Origin of the sequence: Streptomyces sp. NPDC017202, assembly GCF_044331705.1 — a bacterium.
Classification (GTDB): Bacteria; Actinomycetota; Actinomycetes; order Streptomycetales; family Streptomycetaceae; genus Streptomyces.
Genome location: NZ_JBIRNP010000001.1, coordinates 908,682 through 926,755 on the forward strand (window position 1 = coordinate 908,682; position 18,074 = coordinate 926,755).

At 73.6% G+C, this 18,074-nt stretch carries 16 protein-coding genes, 2 tRNA genes and 1 pseudogene; 14 read left to right on the forward strand and 5 right to left on the reverse strand.

What is annotated here, in order from left to right; genetic code table 11:
* Positions 1-125: 125 nt before the first annotated feature.
* The 7 genes from ACH4N1_RS03825 (at position 126) to ACH4N1_RS03855 (ending at position 6,543) form a co-directional block, all read left to right on the forward strand.
* A complete protein-coding gene (locus ACH4N1_RS03825) occupies positions 126-1,079 on the forward strand; it encodes a phosphatase PAP2 family protein (RefSeq protein ID WP_398094284.1) in 954 nt (317 codons plus the stop codon).
* Complete coding sequence (locus ACH4N1_RS03830) at positions 1,030-2,151, forward strand: hypothetical protein (protein WP_398094285.1); 1,122 nt, start codon at positions 1,030-1,032, stop codon at positions 2,149-2,151. Before ACH4N1_RS03825 ends, ACH4N1_RS03830 begins: the two co-directional genes overlap by 50 nt.
* Complete coding sequence (locus ACH4N1_RS03835; protein ID WP_398094287.1) at positions 2,142-3,776, forward strand: hypothetical protein; 1,635 nt, start codon at positions 2,142-2,144, stop codon at positions 3,774-3,776. The genes ACH4N1_RS03830 and ACH4N1_RS03835 overlap by 10 nt, the downstream gene beginning before the upstream one ends.
* Positions 3,773-5,113, forward strand: coding sequence for an AAA domain-containing protein (locus ACH4N1_RS03840; protein ID WP_398094289.1), 1,341 nt, complete (start codon positions 3,773-3,775; stop codon positions 5,111-5,113). The genes ACH4N1_RS03835 and ACH4N1_RS03840 overlap by 4 nt, the downstream gene beginning before the upstream one ends.
* 235 nt (positions 5,114-5,348) lie before the next feature.
* Positions 5,349-5,717 (forward strand): hypothetical protein, encoded by a 369-nt coding sequence (locus ACH4N1_RS03845; RefSeq protein WP_366059358.1) that lies wholly within the window; start codon positions 5,349-5,351, stop codon positions 5,715-5,717.
* A 150-nt stretch (positions 5,718-5,867) separates the two neighbouring features.
* Complete coding sequence (locus tag ACH4N1_RS03850; RefSeq protein ID WP_398094290.1) at positions 5,868-6,479, forward strand: bifunctional DNA primase/polymerase; 612 nt, start codon at positions 5,868-5,870, stop codon at positions 6,477-6,479.
* A tRNA-Lys gene (locus ACH4N1_RS03855) sits at positions 6,470-6,543 on the forward strand. Before ACH4N1_RS03850 ends, ACH4N1_RS03855 begins: the two co-directional genes overlap by 10 nt.
* An 85-nt stretch (positions 6,544-6,628) precedes the next feature.
* Here the strand turns inward: ACH4N1_RS03855 and ACH4N1_RS03860 are convergent.
* A complete protein-coding gene (locus ACH4N1_RS03860) occupies positions 6,629-7,840 on the reverse strand; it encodes a M6 family metalloprotease domain-containing protein (RefSeq protein ID WP_398094291.1) in 1,212 nt (403 codons plus the stop codon).
* A gap of 360 nt (positions 7,841-8,200) precedes the next feature.
* Here ACH4N1_RS03860 and ACH4N1_RS03865 point away from each other — a divergent pair, with 360 nt between their 5' ends.
* Positions 8,201-10,048, forward strand: a complete 1,848-nt coding sequence (locus ACH4N1_RS03865; protein ID WP_398094292.1) for a putative bifunctional diguanylate cyclase/phosphodiesterase — start codon at positions 8,201-8,203, stop codon at positions 10,046-10,048.
* On the opposite strand, the gene ACH4N1_RS03870 is transcribed toward ACH4N1_RS03865, so the two are convergent.
* The 3 genes and pseudogenes from ACH4N1_RS03870 to ACH4N1_RS03880 all read right to left on the reverse strand — a co-directional run.
* A complete protein-coding gene (locus ACH4N1_RS03870) occupies positions 10,027-11,142 on the reverse strand; it encodes an LLM class flavin-dependent oxidoreductase (protein ID WP_398094401.1) in 1,116 nt (371 codons plus the stop codon). The genes ACH4N1_RS03865 and ACH4N1_RS03870 overlap by 22 nt on opposite strands.
* Positions 11,143-11,673: 531 nt before the next feature.
* A complete protein-coding gene (locus ACH4N1_RS03875) occupies positions 11,674-12,405 on the reverse strand; it encodes a decarboxylase (protein ID WP_398094294.1) in 732 nt (243 codons plus the stop codon).
* A pseudogene (locus ACH4N1_RS03880) lies at positions 12,402-12,550 on the reverse strand (decarboxylase); the annotation flags it as partial. The gene ACH4N1_RS03875 and the pseudogene ACH4N1_RS03880, both read right to left, overlap by 4 nt.
* 192 nt (positions 12,551-12,742) lie before the next feature.
* Between ACH4N1_RS03880 and ehuB the strand changes: the two are divergent.
* The 6 genes from ehuB (at position 12,743) to ACH4N1_RS03910 (ending at position 17,304) form a co-directional block, all read left to right on the forward strand.
* Positions 12,743-13,681 (forward strand): ectoine/hydroxyectoine ABC transporter substrate-binding protein EhuB, encoded by a 939-nt coding sequence (ehuB, locus tag ACH4N1_RS03885; protein ID WP_398094296.1) that lies wholly within the window; start codon positions 12,743-12,745, stop codon positions 13,679-13,681.
* Complete coding sequence (ehuC, locus tag ACH4N1_RS03890; protein ID WP_398094297.1) at positions 13,681-14,421, forward strand: ectoine/hydroxyectoine ABC transporter permease subunit EhuC; 741 nt, start codon at positions 13,681-13,683, stop codon at positions 14,419-14,421. Before ehuB ends, ehuC begins: the two co-directional genes overlap by 1 nt.
* Entirely contained in the window at positions 14,418-15,065 is a 648-nt protein-coding gene (gene ehuD, locus ACH4N1_RS03895) for an ectoine/hydroxyectoine ABC transporter permease subunit EhuD (RefSeq protein WP_398094298.1), read from the forward strand. Before ehuC ends, ehuD begins: the two co-directional genes overlap by 4 nt.
* A 103-nt stretch (positions 15,066-15,168) precedes the next feature.
* Positions 15,169-15,939 (forward strand): ectoine/hydroxyectoine ABC transporter ATP-binding protein EhuA, encoded by a 771-nt coding sequence (gene ehuA, locus ACH4N1_RS03900; RefSeq protein WP_398094403.1) that lies wholly within the window; start codon positions 15,169-15,171, stop codon positions 15,937-15,939.
* Between the two features lie 184 nt (positions 15,940-16,123).
* Positions 16,124-16,882 carry an IclR family transcriptional regulator gene (locus ACH4N1_RS03905; protein WP_398094300.1) on the forward strand — a complete coding sequence of 253 codons (759 nt, stop codon included), beginning with the start codon at positions 16,124-16,126 and terminating at the stop codon, positions 16,880-16,882.
* A 348-nt stretch (positions 16,883-17,230) separates the two neighbouring features.
* Positions 17,231-17,304 (forward strand) — tRNA-Lys (locus ACH4N1_RS03910).
* A 97-nt stretch (positions 17,305-17,401) separates the two neighbouring features.
* Here ACH4N1_RS03910 and ACH4N1_RS03915 read toward each other — a convergent pair.
* The gene (locus ACH4N1_RS03915; protein ID WP_398094301.1) at positions 17,402-18,007 is read right to left on the reverse strand and encodes a lytic polysaccharide monooxygenase; all 606 of its coding nucleotides are present in this window, start codon (positions 18,005-18,007) and stop codon (positions 17,402-17,404) included.
* Positions 18,008-18,074 lie beyond the last annotated feature (67 nt).

Sequence of the window (18,074 nt, forward strand, 5' to 3'; positions counted from 1 at the left end):
ACCCGGTGGGCGATCCCAGCGTCTTTGAGTGCCGGGGGCGTCCCTGCGGGGGGCGCCTTCCCAGGCCGTAAAGTGGCACCTCCGTGCCATGGGCACCGCAGCGACACGAAGGGGGAGGCGATCGGATGCCGCAGACCGAGACACCAGGCACCGAGGCGGCCTCGCCGACCAGGTTGCGGTGGTGGACGGAACTGCCCCTGCTCGTGCTGGTGTACGCCTGCTACTCCGCGGGCCGGCTGCTCGCGCGGGGCGACGTCGACAGTGCCGTCGACCACGGCCTGGCGATCCTGCGGATCGAGAAGGTCCTGCACATCAACGCCGAGCACCCGCTGAACCGGCTGTTCCGGACCGAGGCGTGGATCGGGGTGCCGGCCGACTTCTGGTACGCGTCGCTGCACTACCTGGTCACCCCGGTGGTCCTGGTGTGGCTGTTCCGGTCCCGCACGGTGCACTACCGGGCGGCCCGCACCTGGCTGATGACGTCGACCTTCATCGGTCTGATCGGCTTCACCCTGCTGCCCACCTGCCCGCCGCGCCTGCTCTCCGCGGGCCACGGCTTCGTGGACACGATGGCCCAGTACAGCTCGTACGGCTGGTGGGGCGGCGAGGCGAGCGCCCCGCGCGGCCTGGGGGGCATGACCAACCAGTACGCGGCCATGCCGAGCCTGCACGTCGGCTGGGCGCTGTGGTGCGGGGTGATGCTGTGGCGGCACGGCGGCACCCGCGCGGCGAAGACCGCGGGCGTGGTCTATCCGCTGGTGACGACGATCGTGGTCATGGGCACCGCGAACCACTACTTCCTCGACGCGGCCGCGGGCGCGGCCGTGATGGGCGCGGGACTGCTGCTGGCGCCGCTGGTGATGCGCCGGGCGGACCGGGTCGCGGGCTGGGCGGCGGGACGGTTCCCGTTCGTCCCGGTGGCAACTCGGGGCACCGAGGCCCCGATTGTCAGTGGCGGATGCCAGACTTCCCCGGGTGAGCGAATTCCACGGCAGCGCGAGTCACGGTTCGGGCCCGGAGCCGAGCCGGGTGCCACCCCCTCGGACGCGGGGGACGGCGCTCCGGCGGCGGCTCGCTGACCTGCGCGGACCCGACGTACCCGCCAAGGCGCTGGACGCCCGCGCCCTGGCGGCGCTCGCCGCCAACCCGGGATGCAGCCGGCGCGCGATCCTCGACGGCGCCGGGGTGGACAAGGCGGCGCTGGCCGACGCGCTCGGCTCGCCCTCGGCGTTCGGCCAGTCCCAGTTCGCCCTCACGCGCGGCAACGCCTTCGAGGCGAAGGTGAAGGCGGACGGCGGCGCCGACCTGCTGCGCCTGGTGCACGAGAAGCTGGACCCGCGCGCGGAGCCGCCCACCGGGGCGAGCGTCCCCGACCTGTCGGCGATCGGCCCCGAGGGCCGTACGGCGCGGACGGCGCTGGCGCTGCGCGAGGCAGCTCTGGCGTCCGGCACCTGGACCCTCCTCGACCACCCGATGCTGGCGCTCGACGTCGCGGGCTCCCCGGCGTTCCTGGAACCGGACGCGGTCGTGGTGCACCCCGACGGCAGCTGGACGGTCGTGGAGATCAAGTCGTTCCCCCTGCTGGACGGCTCCGCGGACCCCGCGAAGGTCGGCGCGGCCGCCCGGCAGGCCGCGGTGTACGTGCTGGCGCTGGAGGCGGTCGCCGCCCGCCTCGACCCCGCGCCGCGGGTGCGCCACCGCGTCCTGCTGGTGTGCCCCAAGGACTTCTCCAACCTGCCCGCCGCGTCCGCCGTGGACATCCGCAAGCAGCGCGCGGTCACCCACCGCCAGCTGGCCCGGCTGACCCGTATCGAGGAGATCGCCGACGCGCTCCCCGAGGGCACCTGCTTCTCGCCGGAACTGCCGCCCGATCGGCTCACGGCGGCCGTCGAGTCGGTCCCGGCGGCGTACGCGCCCGAGTGCCTGGCCGCCTGCGAGCTGGCGTTCCACTGCCGCAACCGCTCCCGCGCGGCCGGCGCGGTCACCGCCCTCGGCCGGCCCGTCCGTGCCGAACTGGGCGGCCTGACGACGGTCGAGGACGTGCTGGCCGCCGCGCGCGGGGAGGCCGGCGATCCGGACGACCCGACCGTGGCGGCCCTGCGGCGGGCCGCCCTGCTGCGCGACGAGGCCCTGGGGGCGAGGTGTCGCTGATCGCCACCCTGGCCCGGCTGGAGGCCGTCGCCACCGGCCGCGCCCGGCCCGCCGCCACCGTCCGCCACCGGCACCTGTCCGAGCGTCCGCTGGTGTTCGTGCCGCTGACCACCGCCGGTGAGGCGGGCGCCCCGCTCGGCGCCCTCGTCGGCGCCGACCGGGACGCGCCCCGGCTGCTGGTCGTACCGCAGCCGCGCGACCGCGACCTGCGGTTCGCGTTCCTCGCCGAGCTGGCCGACATCGTCCTGCCGTACATCGACTCCCACGCCGAAGCCGTCGAGGCCGCCGAGCGCAGCGAGACCGACCCCGGGACCGGAAAGCGCGTCAAGGTCGAGGTCGAGCTGTGCTCCGACGCGCCCCAGCTGATCGTCCCGAGCCGCGCGGGCGTCGAGTACGTCCGCCTCCTGGGCCGCTCCACACGCTTCCGGCGCACTGCGGAGCAGGACCCGGAGACGCCGTATCCCGCGCCGCCGCGCGTGCCGCTGCTCGGGCGGTGGCTGACGCACTTCGGGGAGCGGTCCCGGGTGCCCGGTTCCTCGCTGCTGCTGGCGCTCACGGAGGTGCTGGGGCGGCACTGGGCGACCGGGCAGTCCAGCCTGGAGGACCAGCATCTGGGGGCGCTGCTCGCCTGGATCGCCCCTCCCGGGGGCGGTACCGGCGCCGAGGCCGCGCTGCGGGCCGAACTGGCCCGTGACGGCAAGGGCCAGCTGCTGTGTCCGCCGGCCGGTCCGGCGACCGACCCGGCGTTCGACAACAAGCTGCTCGCCCCCGCCATCGAGCGCTACGACCGCGCGCGGACCGCCCTGGCCGCCGCCGAGGACGGCCTCCAGGCCGACGACCGGCTGGGCGAGCTGACCGCCGCCGAGCGGGCGGTCCGGGACCTCGTGCTGAGCCGGACCCTGCCCACCTGGGAGAAGGTGTGGCAGGGCATCGACCTGCTGCGGGAGCTGCCCGAGGGGGCGCACGTCGAGGAGCGGTGGACCCGCGACCGCTGGTCGTTCACCGGCCACCGCGACCGGGTGGTGGCGGGCGAGCCGCCGCAGCCGCGCCGCGACGACGCGGTCACCGCCGCCAACAAGCTGGCCGTGCGCGAGCGCGAACAGGCCCGGCTGGAAGCACAGGAGGCCCTCGACGACCCGCTGGTGATGGCGGGGCGGCGGCTGGCCGGGGAGGCGTTCGCGGGCGAGGTCGTCGACGTGGTGATGGAGTACGGCGAGGGCAGGCGGCCCAGCCCGCGCCCGCTGGTCACCGTCCGCACGGACGACCGGCCGCATCTCGGGGAGCGGGTCAAGGTGTACCGGTCGCTGGGCGGGAAGCCGCAGGCGGCGGAGTTCGTGCGGCGGGCGGGCCCGGACGGCCCGGACGGCCCGGACGGTGCGGAGGGTGCGGAGGACGAGGGGCTGCTGGTGCTGCGGATCGTCGACAAGATGGGCCGCGGCAAGGAGCCGGAGGAGGGGTCCGTGCCCGAGAAGGGCGACCGGGTGTGCTTCACCCTGTTCGAGCACGAGCAGCGCGGCGGCGCCAAGCTGCCCGACCCGGAGGACACGCCGTGGACGCACGGCGGCCCGCCCGGGGAGCCGGTGCCCGAAGCCGCCGACCCCGTCACCGAGGAGGACGTCCTGTGACCACCGAGGCCGTCCACGACCCCGGTACCGCCGCCACCCGCGCCACCGACGCGATCCTCCGCGACACGCTGCACGGCACCGCGCGCGGGGTCGTCGTGGACTCCCCGCCCGGTGCCGGCAAGTCGACGCTCGTCGTCCGCGCGGCGCTGGAACTGGCGGACGCGGGGCGGCCGCTGATGGTCGTCGCGCAGACCAACGCGCAGGTCGACGACCTGGTGCTGCGGCTGGCCGAGAAGAATCCCGGACTGCCGGTGGGCCGCCTGCACAGCAGCGACGCCGACGCCTACGACAAGGCGCTGGACGACCTGCCGAACGTACGGAAGTCGGCGAAGGCGGGTGACCTGACCGGGCTGCCGGTCGTCATCTCCACGGCCGCCAAGTGGGCGCACGTGAAGGCCGACGAGCCGTGGCCGCACGCGATCGTGGACGAGGCCTACCAGATGCGCTCGGACGGGCTGCTGGCCGTGGCCGGGCTGTTCGAGCGGGCGCTGTTCGTGGGCGACCCGGGTCAGCTGGACCCGTTCGCGATCGTGGGCAGCGAACAGTGGGCCGGCCTGTCGTACGACCCGTCGGCCTCGGCGGTGTCGACGCTGCTGGCGCACAATCCGGGCCTGCCGCAGCACCGGCTGCCGGTGTCCTGGCGGCTGCCGGCGTCGGCGGCGCCGCTGGTCTCGGACGCCTTCTACCCGTTCACGCCGTTCCGCAGCGGCACCGGCCACGGCGACCGGAAGCTGTCCTTCGGTGTCCCCTCCGACGGCTCGGGGCCCGACCGGGTGATCGACGAGGCGGCGGAGTCCGGCTGGGGCCTGCTGGAACTGCCCGCCCGGCACACGCCCCGCACCGACCCGGAGGCGGTACGGGCGGTCGCCGCGGTCGTCCGGCGTCTCCTGGACCGGGGCGGCGCGGCCACCTCCGAGCGCTCCCCCGCCCCCACCCCCCTCACCGCCGACCGGATCGCCGTCGGCACCGCCCACCGCGACCAGGCGGCGGCGGTCCGCGCGGCGCTGGCCGAACTGGGCGTCACGGACGTCACCGTCGACACGGCGAACCGGCTCCAGGGCCGCGAGTACGACGTCACGGTCGTCCTGCATCCTCTGTCGGGCCGCCCCGACGCCACCGCCTTCCACCTGGAGACGGGCCGCCTGTGCGTCCTGGCCTCCCGCCACCGCCACGCCTGCGTCGTCGTCTGCCGAGCGGGGGTCACCGACCTCCTGGACGCCTACCCGTCGACGGAACCGGTCCAGCTGGGAACCACCGTGAAGTTCCCGGACGGCTGGGAGGCGAACCACGCCGTGCTGGCACACCTGACCGAACACCGGGTCCCCTGGACACCATGACCGACCCCACCCCACCCCACCCCTCCCGGACGGAGTCCGGCACGCCGCCGGAGGCGGCCGGGGAAGACAGCCGGGCGCCGGGTGGCTTGGAAGTGCCGGTGGCTGGGGAACATCGCCGGGGGCGGATCGCTTGAGAAGGCCGGGGCCCCGGCCCCCTTGCGTCGCCGGGGGACAATGGAGGGTGGTCCGCTCACCAGTGGTGCCATCCCGACCGTACGAGCGAGAAGGAGAAGACATGGCGGAGCCCACGCCGGGTCGGAACGAACCGCGGCTACGCCCCGCGCCCCTGCTCTTCGAGCCCGCCGAGGCGGCCGGTGACCCGGAGCACTTCTTCGATCTGGAGTCGATAGACGATCCCGGCGCGCTGCTGACACGGGCCACGGAGCTGACGCAGGCCTTCCGCGCGGCGGCCGACCGGGCGATGGAGTTCCAGGCCGTGGCGGCGGCCCAGCTCGCCGATCCGCGCCGCTTCGACCGGCTGACGGCGGCGGACATCGCCGACCGGGCCGAGTGGACCGAGGACTACGCGAAGAAGATGGTCGAGTTCGGACGGGACCTGTTGAGCGGGGACGTCGAGGGACGCGGGCACGCCGACCCCGTGTGACGCCCGCAGGGTCGCGGAACCCCCGCCGGTCACCCCGCGTCAGGCCCAGGCATATGCCAGGCGGGCAAGATACTCCTTCCCCTCCCCTCTCGTCCCGGTTTCCCGGAACCCTGCGAGATCGCCCGCTCACGCCGGGTAGACCTGGTCGGCATGAGCAGCACACGGAACGTCCCGGACACCGACCGCCGCGACGCCTGCGGAGCCACTGCGGACGGCGTCGCCTGGCTGGCGTCCGCGGCGCCGTTCCCGCGCAGCACCCTGGCCCTGTGGGAGGAGCGCCCGCACGCCCCGGTCGTGCTGCCCTGCGGTTCCGTCTTCGACGTCGTCAGCGCCCCCGCGATGTTCGGGCGGCTGATGCTGGACCGGATGCGGGACGAGGGGCCGGGCTCCGGGCCGGTGGCCGCGTTCCGCGGGCGGATGCTGCTGTTCTCCGCGCCCGGCACCGCCCAGCGGCTCCCCTCGCTCCTGGAGTGGGAGGAGTGGAGCGCCGACGGGCGCCGGGACGGACGGACGGGGACGGTGCCGCCGCTGCTGTGCCACGGCAACGGGGACGCGGTCACCGTGCCGGCGCCGCTCGCCCCGGAGACGAGCGGCGCCGGCACCCGCTGGGTCACCGCCCCGGACGCCCGTCACCCCTGGCTGCCGGGCCCGGAGATCCTGCTCTGGGCGGCCGTCCGGGCCGCCCGTGCCGCCGTGCGGATATCGATTTCTCACGCCTCGGATCCGGATGCTAAGGTCTACGACGTCAGCAGGCGCCGCTAGCTCAGTTGGTTAGAGCAGCTGACTCTTAATCAGCGGGTCCGGGGTTCGAGTCCCTGGCGGCGCACAGACAGCAAGGCCCCTCGCGGAAGCGGGGGGCCTTTCGCGTGCCCGCGCCCGGGGCCTGTCCGGCGGATCCTTCCGGAGAGGTCCTACGCCGTGATCCGGACCGTCCACGCCCCCGCCGCGGTGCGCCCCTCCACGTCCACCCGTACGCCCTCCCCCGGCACGGTGAAGCTCTCCCCGGCGCCGACCGGGGCGTCGGCGAGGGGCGGGTAGACCGAGTCGCCCCAGCAGGCGTCGGTGGCGGGGTGGGCGTCGACCACCTCGACCGGGCCGCGGCCGGATGCCGCGCCGCTGTGGACGCGGTAGACGAGCACGCCCGAGCGGCAGGACGCGCGGTCGTTGCCGATGCGGCCGCGGGCCTCGAAGGCGAGCGCGCTGTCGGCGCCGGTGCGGACGACCGCGAGCTTGGTGCCGTTGCCGAGTCCGAAGGCCGGCGAGCCGGCGGCCCGGCTCACCGGCACGTCCGGCCCGGCACCCAGCGGTTCCAGGGTCAGGCGGGTCGGCGTCCCGCGGGGCACGCACACCACCTGGCGCGGTTCCAGCCAGCCCAGCTTCCACTTGTGCCAGGCGAACAGGTCGGGAGCGAGGCCGAACTGGCTGCCCATCAGGTCCCAGTCGCCGACGTGCGTGTCCCAGTCGCCCTTGCCGTCCGTGGGACGGTGGTAGAGGTCGGGCAGGTCGAACACGTGCCCGGTCTCGTGGGCGAGGACGAGCCGGTCCGGCGGATGCTGCTCGAAGACGGTGACGATCCGCCGGATGTCGGTGCCGTCGGCGCGCAGCGGGTGGTCCATGTTGACGACCTTGGTGGCGTCGGAGTCCACGCCGGGGGCGTCCGGGTCGGCGACGAGGTAGACGACGTCGTAGCGGGAGAAGTCGACCTGCCCGTCGGCCGCGGCGAGGGCGTCGCGCAGGTAGGCGCCGCGGTGCGCGGCGTTCCAGTCCCGCCGTATGGCGTACGCGGTGGACGGCTTCGGCATCCGGATCCAGCGCTTCAGGGGGTGCGCGCGCAGGGTGAACCTGCCGTAGGAGGCCTGCTGGAAGTAGCGGCTGGTGGCCGGGAAGTGGTCGGCGGCGAGTTCGGCCGGGGGGACCGTAGGCACCCAGTCCGGGAACGACAGGAAGACCATCACCGCGTCGAGGGCGCGAGCGGGCCGCGGATAGGCGGCGTTCCAGGTGTCCAGGCCCTCGGAGTGGTGGGCGTCCGTGCGCTTGAGCGCGCAGGGGGTGGCCGAGAAGGGTTCCGCGGCGGGGGCGCTGATGAGGCAGGTCGCGGCGAGTGCCGAGAGGGTGGTGAACATGGCCGCGGTGCTGCGCAGTCGAGGGCGCGGGAGCTGTCGCGGCACAGGGACCTCCGGGAGCGGTTCACGGGACACCGCCCCCAGCCTGTGGGAATTCGCCGCAATACGCCCTGTTTGTCTACCCCGGACGAGTGAAGACGCGGAAACGGGGGCATCATGCCGACACCCCCGGAACACTCACGGAACGTCACAAGCGGTCGCCCGCCCGCAGAACCGGTCCAGCCGGGGGCAGAAACGATCTGTCAGAAACGTCGGTTGTTCCGGGACACTGGACAGTGGCTGCGGACGTCCGGGGGCAGCCTCTATGATCGGCAGACTTTCCTGCGCGGACAGCGATCGAGTGCACTGCGGGAGCGAGCGGTGAGCGGAACGTCCGAAGGGCCGACGCCCGCGGCAGACCTCGACCGGTCGGCCGTCACAGTGAGTGACATCAAGGCATCTACTCGTAGGGGTGCCGCCGAGGACACCGACGGCGGGCCACCGGCCTACCGTTCCGTCTTCGCGGCCGCGCCCCTCGCCATGGCGGTCGTGGACCGCGACGGCCTGGTCACCGACGCCAACGAGGCGCTCGGCGGGCTGCTGGGCGGCGGGCCCGCGGGGCTGGCCGGACGGTCCGCCGCCGACCTGCTGGACCTGGCCTCCGACGCGCGCACCTGGCACGCCTACCGGGAGGTGCTCCGCGGCCGCCAGGCGAAACTGCGCTGCACACGGCGGCTGAAACGCCCCGACGGGCGCTCGCTGTGGGCCCAGGTCACGGTGGCGCCGCTGGACGGCGGCACGGGCGGCGTCCTGCTGTCGGTCACCGACGTCAGCGGTCACCGGGAGTTGCAGGCCCGGCTGCGCCACCTCCAGATGCACGATCCGGTGACCCGGCTGCCCAACCGCACCCTGTTCTTCGAGCGGGTGACGGGGGCGCTGGAGGCGGAGTCGTTCGAGCGGAGCGGAACCGGCCGGATCGGGCTGTGCTACCTCGATCTGGACGGGTTCAAGGCGGTCAACGACACGCTCGGGCACCGGGTCGGCGACCAGTTGCTGGCCGCCGTCGCGGAGCGGCTGACCGCGTGCGCGCAGGAGGCCGGGCGGACCCGGCCGGGCGTGCCGCTGGTGGCGCGGCTCGGCGGGGACGAATTCGCCCTGCTGGTGGAGGACTCCACGGGCACCGAGCAGCTCGCGGACCTCGCCGAGTCCGTACTGAAGTCGCTCCAGGCGCCGTTCGACCTCTCGGGGCAGCGGCTGAACGTGTCCGCGTCGATCGGGGTCGTCGAGCGGCACGCGGCCGGCACCACGGCCACCGGGCTGATGCAGGCGGCCGATACGACCCTGTACTGGGCGAAGGTGGACGGCAAGGACCGCTGGACGCTGTTCGACCCGGAGCGCAACGCCCATCTGATGACCCGTCAGGCGCTGGCCTCCACCCTGCGGCCGGCCATCGAGCGGGGCGAGTTCCGGCTCGAGTACCAGCCGCTGGTGGGGATGTCGGACGGGCGGCTGCGGGGGGTGGAGGCGCTGGTGCGCTGGGACCACCCCCGGTTCGGCCTGCTGCCGCCGAATCGGTTCGTCGCGCTCGCCGAGGAGGACGGCTCCATCGTGCCGCTGGGTCGCTGGGTGCTGGCCACCGCCTGCCGGCAGGCGCGGGCCTGGCAGTTGGCCCGTCCGGACGATCCGCCGCTGTTCGTGAGCGTCAACGTGGCGGTCCGCCAGGTGTGGGACTCCGACCTGGTGGCGGACGTGGCGGAGATCCTCGCCGAGACCCGACTGGACCCGTCGCTGCTCCAGTTGGAGCTGACGGAGTCCGCGGTGATGGGCTCGGCCGGGCGCCCGCTGCAGGCCCTCCAGGCGCTCAGCGACATGGGCGTGAACATCGCCATCGACGACTTCGGCACCGGCTACTCCAACCTGGCGTACCTGAGCCGGCTCCCGGTGTCGGTGCTCAAGCTGGACGGGTCGTTCGTGCGCGGCTTCCAGTACGAGGGCACGGGCGCGCCGCCCAACCCGGCGGACGAGGTCGTCGTCGAGGCGATGATCGCCCTCGCGCACCGGCTCGGGCTGACCGTGACCGCGGAGTGCGTGGAGACCCCCGCGCAGGCCGGGCGGCTGCGCCGGATCGGCTGCGACACCGGACAGGGATGGCTCTACTCCCGCCCGGTGTCGCCGGACCGCATCTCCGAACTGATGGCCGGCGCGTCCTACGCCGTCGGCAACCCGTAGGCGTCGGCGACGAGTTCGTAGGAGCGCAGGCGCAGGTCGCCGCGGTGGGCGTGGCTGGTGAGCATCAACTCGTCGGCACCGGTGCGCTTGTGCAGGCCGTCGAGGCCGGAGCGGACCTCGTCGGCCGTGCCGTGGATGATGTTCGCCGTCCAGGAGTCGACGAACTCCCGCTCCATCGGGGTGAATTCGTGGGCCTCCGCCTCCTGCGGGGAGGGGAACAGGCCGGGCCGGCCGCCGCGCAGCCGGACCATGTTCAGGCCGGTGGCCAGGACCTGGCGGCGCGCCTCGCGCTCGTCGTCGGCGGCGAGCACCGAGACGCCGATGAGGGCGTACGGCTCGTCGAGGACCGCGGACGGCCGGAAGGACTCCCGGTAGAGGTCCAGGGCCGGGACGGTGTTCTGCGCGGAGAAGTGGTGCGCGAAGGCGAACGGCAGGCCCAGCAGGCCGGCCAGCCGGGCGCTGAACCCGGAGGAGCCGAGCAGCCACACCGGCGGGCGGTGCCGGGACTGGACGCCGCCGGGGGAGGTCGCCTGGACGGGGCCGGGGACGGCGTGGATACGGCGGTAGGGGTGCCCGTCGGGGAAGTCGTCGTCGAGGAACCGGGTCAGCTCGGCGAGCTGCTCGGGGAAGTCGTCGGCGCCCTCGTGCAGCCGGTCGGTGCGGCGCAGGGCGGCGGCGGTGGCGCCGTCGGTGCCGGGGGCGCGGCCCAGACCGAGGTCGACGCGTCCGGGGGCGAGGGCCTCCAGGGTGCCGAACTGCTCGGCGATCACCAGCGGGGCGTGGTTGGGCAGCATGACGCCGCCCGAGCCGAGCCGGATGCGGCCGGTGTGGGCGGCGAGGTGGGCCAGGATCACCGCGGGCGAGGAGGAGGCGACGCCCGGCATCGAGTGGTGCTCGGCGACCCAGTACCGGTGGAAGCCGCGGGCCTCGGCGAGCCGGGCGAGGTCGACGCTGGTGCGCAGGGCGTCGGTGGCGGTGTGCCCGGAACCGACGGTGACCAGGTCCAGCACGGAGAGGGGGGCGGGGGCGCTGCCGTGCGCCGCGCCGCGGATCCCGTCGGCCGACACGTCACCGGCCGCGGCCTCGCCGGCCACCGCTCCACCGGCCCTGTTCTCGCCTGCCGCCGTCTCGTCTGCCGCCACGGGGGTTCCTCCTGCATCTCGGCGTGCACTGTCCGTCGGACGCTAACAGGAGGCTGTCCCCGCTTATTCCCGGCCGGTGGCGAGAGGGCGAGGCGCTCTGATTCCTGCGGAGGGCTGGTGAGCGGGGTCCGGGGGCGAGCGTGGGGCGACGGGCACCGGGCCCCGGCAGGCGGGCCCCGGGCGCCCAGCCGGCGGTGGGGTGGGCGAAGAGACTCGGGCCCGGGGGCTGGACCCTCGGTGGACGGCCGGTGGGCGAGGAGCACCGGCCCCCGGGCGGGCGGAAGGCGCGGACGCCCGGCGGGCGGAAGGCGCGGACGGCAGACGAGCGGAAGGCGCGGGCGCCAGGCAGACAGGCAGACAGGCAGGCGGGCAGACAGGCAGGCGGGCAGACAGGCAGGCGGGCAGGCGGGCAGGCGGGCAGGCGGGCAGGAGCACCGGGCCCGGCACACGGTCGGTGGGCCGCGGGCGCCGGTGCTCCGCCGCTCACGCCTGCACGATCGGCTCCCGGGTGAACAGTGCTCCCAGACCGGGTGCGTTGACCCGGCGGTCGGCCAGGCGGAGGGCCTCCCAGACGGTCACCTGGTTGGCGGTGAGGACCGGCTTGCCGAGGTCCTTCTCCAGGGCGGGGAGGTGGGCGGCCGTGTGCAGGGCGGTGTCGGGGAGGAGGACCGCGTCCGCGTCGGGGGTGTCGGCCCCGCGGGCCAGGGCGAGCACCTCCGCCTCCCCCCAGGTGCCGACCTCGGCGGCGGTGCCGAGGCCGGAGCCGCGCAGTGCCGTGACCTCGACGCCGCCCGCCCGCAGGAATCCGGCGAAGAGCCCGGCGACGTCGTCGGGGTAGGTCGCCCCGATCGCGACCCGCGCGGCGCCGATCTCCTTCACCGCGTGGACGAAGCCGAAAGACGTGGAGGAGGCGGGCATCCCGGCGGCGCGGGCCAGGGCGCGCACCTGCTCGTGGGCGCCCTCCCAGCCGTGCACGAAGCCGCCGCTGGTGGAGGCCCACACGACCGCCTCGGCGCCGGACAGCCGCAGCTGTTCGACGCCGGCCGCCAGACGTTCGGGCGCGCCCAGCTGTCGCAGGGCGTCGACGCGGTGGGTGTCCTCGCCGATGTCCGTGTGGGCCAGGTCCAGCCGGATGTCACTGCCCAGGAGCTGCTCGATGCGCGGGTAGTCGTCCTCGGCGGAGTGGCCCGGGTAGAGGAATCCGAGTGCGGTCATGTCCAGCCTTCCTGCTGTTCTTCCGGCAGTGCGGGGGCCGGTTCCGCGCCCCCTCGTCCAGCAGAGCCTGGTACGGCCCCACCGCTCGGGTACCCCGTCGGCGCGGCGCCGCCCACTTCGTCACCTGGTTGGCCGAGATGACGCGGGGCACCGCGTCCGCCGGAGACGCGGCGGTGCAACGGTCCTTGCCCAAGCCCGTGTTGACGACGGTGAGGCCGGGTGGGGACCGCCCCGACCGCCACCTGCCGCGCCGCGCGCCCCCATCCCCGTCCCCCTCCCCGGCGCCGGCCCGAAGTGATTCGCATGAGGCGCATGAGGTCTGGGTAGCCGCGCGCCCATGGCTCGACCACACGCACATCCACACGCACACCGTTCAGGAACCCCCGACAGATCCCGCTCGGGGATCGGCCGCCGCTCACTGCTCGTCGGAGCGGTGTCGCTGGGCGCGGCGGGGAGTCTCGGGACGGCCGGCTGCAGCCGCGTGCCGGACGACGGGAAGGTCCTGGGAGGCAGTCTTCTGGACACCCTGCGCGATCAGGGGTCCGTGAAGATCGGCATCGCCAGCGAACCGCCCTTCGGGTACATCGGGGACGACGGACGGGCCACCGGGGAGGCGCCCGCGATCGCGGAGGTGGTCTTCAAGCGGCTCGGCATCGACGAGGTCGAGCCGGTGCCGGTGGACTTCGGCGCCCTGATACCCGGGCTGAAGGCGCGGCAGTTCGACGTGGTGTCCGCCGGCATGTACATCAATCCGGTCCGGTGCGAGCAGGTCCTGTTCGCCGACCCGGACTACCTGTTGCTGGACTCCTTCATCGTCAGGAAGGGCAACCCGCACGGCATCAGGACGTACGCGGACGTCAGGAAGAAGGGGCTCACGCTGGCCTCCGGCAAGGCCTACGCCCAGATCGACTACGCCAGGGCCGCGGGCATCCGCGACGTCCTCGTGCTGCCGGACCAGGTGGCCGGCCTGGACGCGGTGGCCCAGGGCCGGGTGGACGCCTTCGCCGGCACCCGCATCACGGTCAAGTCGGTGGTGGCGGGCTCCGGGCGCGTGTCGGCGACCGAGCCGTTCCAGCCCGTGGTGGACGGCAGGCCCGCCTACGGCGCGGGCGGGTTCGCCTTCCGGCTGTCCGAGAAGAACCTCCGGGACGCCTTCAACGAGGAACTGCTGAAGCTCAAGCAGCAGGACTACCGGGAACTGCTGGAGATCGTCGGCCCCTTCGGTTTCGGCAGGGACGAGATGACGGACCTCACGGCGAAGGAGCTGTGCGACTGATGATGAGTTCGCAGTTCCTCACCACCTGGTTCCTGCCGGGCGTCTGGGTCACCGTCCAGGTCACCGTGTACGCGGCGGCCCTCGCCGCGGCCGTCTCGTTCGGGATCGGCCTGGCCCGCGGTTCGCGGTACTGGATCGTCCGCTTCCTCGCCGGGACCTACTTCGAGGTCTTCCGCGGCATGTCGGCGCTGGTGCTGATGTTCTGGATGTTCTTCGCCCTGCCCCTCTTCGGCTGGCAGCTGGTGCCCCTGTGGGCCGGTGTCAGCGCGCTCGGCCTGACCTACGGCGCCTACGGCTCGGAGATCGTCCGCGGTTCCCTGGCCGCCGTCGCCCCGGCGCAGAAGGAGGCGGGCATCGCGCTCAACTTCACCCGCGGGCAGCGGCTGCGCCTGATCGAACTGCCCCAGGCGTGGCCCGCGATGGTGCCGCCGTTCAACAACCTGCTGATCGAGCTGCTGAAGGGGACCGCCCTGGTCTCGGTCATCACGGTGGCCGACATGACGTTCGCCGGCAACCTGCTCCGGCTGGGCACCAACGAGACCACCCCGGTCTACGCCCTGCTGCTGGTCCTCTACTTCGTCCTCGCCTTCCTCCTCACCCGTGGCATGCGGCTGCTGGAGCGCAGGGCGAAGGCCGGCATCGGCCAGCTGCCGCAGAAGTCCGCCGGCACCACCGGGAGGACCGGCACCCGGGGCGAGGGTCTCCGGGCCGGTGCGCGGTCCGCGGGAGGTGCGCGATGAACTGGGACTGGAACGTCGTGGAGGACTTCCTGCCGCGGTTCTGGGACGGCGTGCTCGTCACCCTGCAGGCCCTGGCCGCCGGCGCCCTGATCGCGTTCGTGCTGGGCCTGGTGTGGGCACTGGCCCAGCGGTCCGCGCGGGTGTGGGTGCGCCGGCCGGTCGTCGCCGTCACGGAGTTCGTCCGCAACACCCCGCTGCTGGTGCAGCTGTTCTTCCTGTTCTACGTGGTGCCCAACTTCGGTCCGTCGATGTCGCCGCTCACCACCGGCATCGTCGGCCTCGGACTGCACTACTCCACCTACACCGCCGAGGTCTACCGCGCGGGCATCGACGGCGTCCCCGCCGGCCAGTGGGAGGCGGCCACGGCGCTGAACCTGTCCAGGGCCCGCACCTGGCGGGCGGTGATCCTTCCGCAGGCGATCCGCCGCGTCGTCCCGCCGCTGGGCAACTACGTCATCGCCATGCTGAAGGACTCGCCGATGATCGCCACCATCGGCGCCTTCGACATGCTCGGCGAGGCCCAGTCCTTCAGCAACGAGACCTTCACCACCGAGGCGCTCACCGTCGTGGGCGTGGCCTTCATCGCCGTCGCCTACCCCGCCTCCCTCCTGATCCGAGCCCTGGAGCGACGCCTTGTCCGCTGAGACCAATGCCGCTGAGACCCATGCCGCCGGCACCGATGCCGCTGAGATCCATGCCGACGCCGCCGGCGCCGCGCAGAACACCGGCACCCTCGCCGATCCGCCCGTGGACGGCCGCGAGCTGATCCGCTTCGACGAGGTCACCAAGCGCTTCGGCGACCACACCGTCCTGGACCGGCTCGACTTCTCCGTCGACTCCGGCAAGCACGTCACGCTGATCGGCCCGTCGGGCTCCGGCAAGACGACGATCCTGCGGCTGCTGATGACCCTGGACCGGCCCGACGAGGGCACGATCAGGGTGGGCGGCGACTACCTGACGCACGAGGAGCGGGGCGGCAGGCTCGTCCGGGCCGGCGAGAAACACGTCCGCGAGGTCCGCAAGAACATCGGGATGGTCTTCCAGCAGTTCAACCTGTTCCCGAACATGAAGGTGCTGCGCAACATCACCGAGGCCCCGGTCACCGTCCTCGGCCTGTCCAGGGACGAGGCCGAACAGCGGGCCCGCGAGCTGCTCGACCTGGTGGGCCTGACCGAGCACGTCGACAAGTACCCGACCCAGCTGTCCGGCGGCCAGCAGCAGCGGGTGGCGATCGCGCGGGCGCTGGCGATGCGGCCGCAGGTCCTGCTCCTGGACGAGGTGACCTCCGCGCTGGACCCGGAGCTGGTCGCCGGCGTCCTGGACGTGCTGCGGGACATCGCCCGCACCACCGACATCACGATGCTCTGCGTGACCCACGAGATGAACTTCGCCCGGGACATCTCCGACCAGGTACTGATGTTCGACTCGGGTCGCGTCGTCGAGTCGGGCCCGCCGGAGAAGATCTTCAGCGAGCCGGAGCAGGAGCGGACGCGGGAGTTCCTCAGCGCCGTGCTCTGAGCCCGGGGCGGCGCCCGCGCCACGCCGTCGGCATATGACGGCGGAACGATCCCCCTGCTGAGAGGGCCGTGATCCGCCCGACGCACCTTCCCACGGGCCCGTCGCCGGATATCGTGGAACCGGTTCACCGGCCGGATGACGGCCCAGACAGCAAGCGCAGCCGACAGCGAGCGCAGGGGGAACCGTGGCGCTGAGACACGAGCCGACCGCGCCGTACGACTCGACCCAGGACGCCCTGCGCGTCCTGGAGACGGTGGCCCGGCACACCACAGGCGTCACCGACGCCGAACTGACCCGCGAGACCGGCCTCGGCACGGAGCGACTGACCCCGCTCCTGCGGATGCTGCGCCGCGAGGGATACGTCGAGCAGGTCACGGACGGGGCGTACGTCACCGGCGCCGCCCTGACCCGCCTGGCGTCCGCACACCACCACGAGGAGGCCCTCAGGGACCAGCTCCAGCAGACCCTGGACCGGCTGCGCGACTGCGTCGGCGCCGCCGTCTACATGAGCCGCTACGTCGACGGAGAGGTCACCGTCACCCAGTACGCCGACGGCCCGGCCACGCCCGCGGTCAACGAGTGGGTCGACTTCCGTTCCTGCGCCCACGCCACCGCGCTCGGCAAGAGCCTTCTCGGCCAGCTCGACCACGACGGCCGGCGCGACCACCTGTCCCGGCACAAGATGGCCCGCCTCACCTCGCGCACCATCACCAGCGACACGCTGCTGCTCTCCCGCCTGGCGTCGCAGCCACCCACGGTGCCGGTGCTCGACCTCCAGGAGTACGCCGTGGGCACGGTCTGCGCGGCCGTCCCGATCACGGCCGGCTCCACCGCGGGCTGCCTGGCCCTGTCCCTGCCCGTCGAACACGCCCACCGCCTGCGCCGGGCCGCCGAGACCCTGAACCGGAACGCGACCCGGGTACTGCTCTCGCTGGCCATCTAGGGCGTGTTTCGAAAGTCCCTCCCCCAGAGGGGGTGCCCCCAGCCCGGCGGCGTCTGGCACGCACTCCCCCGGAGGGGGCACCCCCAGCCGCGTTGTCGGGATCGCCCCGATACCACCAGTATCGGGGCGACCCTCCGCCTTGCGATCGCACGCACCAGACGCCGCCGGGCCTGCCCTTCGGGCAGACGACGCCACTTTCGAAACACGCCCTAGCCGGCCCGGCCGCCGGTCGTCGGGGGTGGTCCGGGACGGCCCCCGGCGGCCGGCGGCGCCTGGTCCGGAGCACCCCCGCGGACCGGGTAGTATTTTCTTCGTCGCCGGCCGCCGCAAGCGGAAGGCGGGAGTCATGCGCCGCTAGCTCAGTTGGTTAGAGCAGCTGACTCTTAATCAGCGGGTCCGGGGTTCGAGTCCCTGGCGGCGCACAGAAGAAGGGCCCCTCGTGGAGACACGAGGGGCCCTTCGGCGTACCGCCGGACGCGTTCCCGGTGCGCCGCCGCCGGTGATCTGCGGCGGCGGAGGTCAGAACGTGACGTCGGAGCAGGCGTAGAACGCGTTGGCCGTGTCGGCGATCGTCCAGACGGCGACGACGACGTGGTGCCCGCTCAGCCCGGACGGCAGGGTGCCGCTGTGGGAGAGGGTCTGCGGCGGGCGCTGACCGCCGTAGGGCACCGTGAGGAACGGCGTCAGGTTGAGGTCGGAGCGGGCCAGGCTGTGGTCCTGGTTCCAGCCCGGCCTGGTGACGTAGTACCGGAAGTCGGTCGTGGCGTGCATGGCGGTGAACTGCCAGCGGAAGGTGTACGACTGGCCGCCGGTCACCCGGGTGGTCGGCCAGGCCGCGCCCGACGGGGTCCTCGGGCTGTCGAGCTGGGCGAACGGGGCGTTGTTCGCCGAGCAGATCCGGCCGTCGGCCGGTCCGGCGGCCGGGAAGCCCTTGGGGCCCTCGACGCTCTGCGGCTCCCACTGGATGTTGCCGCAGTTGGCGACGGTGCCGTTCTGGCAGAGCTTCTGCCTGCTGACGGGGAGGTCGGTGTAGCCGTGGCCGCTCGCGCCCCCGGCGGTGAGCACGAAGGCTCCCGCCGTGGTGAGGCCGAGCGCGGCGGCGTACCACTTGGTCTTTTTGCGCATGCTGCCGCTCCTGGAGAACGTGGGGAGGTTCCGTGAGGCGTGCAGGTCTAGACCAAGTTCGAGATTA